This window comes from Klebsiella sp. H-Nf2, from assembly GCF_002806645.1.
Taxonomy (GTDB): Bacteria; Pseudomonadota; Gammaproteobacteria; order Enterobacterales; family Enterobacteriaceae; genus Klebsiella; species Klebsiella variicola.
In genome coordinates, this window is record NZ_PIBL01000045.1 from 1 (window position 1) to 316 (window position 316).

Sequence of the window (316 nt, forward strand, 5' to 3'; positions counted from 1 at the left end):
GCTTAGTCGCTTAACCTCACAACCCGAAGATGTTTCACTTCTGATTGCGAAAATTTGAGAGACTCGAACACACTTAAACAGTGTGTCGTTTCAATTTTCAGCTTGATCCAGATTTTTAAAGAGCAAAATTTCACAATGCACTTAACAGTACATTTTGAAATTTATTATTTATCAAACAATCTGTGTGGACACTACAAAGGCAGGTTCTTTAAGGTAAGGAGGTGATCCAACCGCAGGTTCCCCTACGGTTACCTTGTTACGACTTCACCCCAGTCATGAATCACAAAGTGGTAAGCGCCCTCCCGAAGGTTAAGCT

The 316-nt window shown here is 40.8% G+C and carries 1 rRNA gene; it reads right to left on the reverse strand.

From position 1 onward, the window contains the following. Nucleotides 1–214: 214 nt before the first annotated feature. Nucleotides 215–316, reverse strand: a 16S ribosomal RNA gene (locus CWM58_RS27945); the annotation flags it as partial.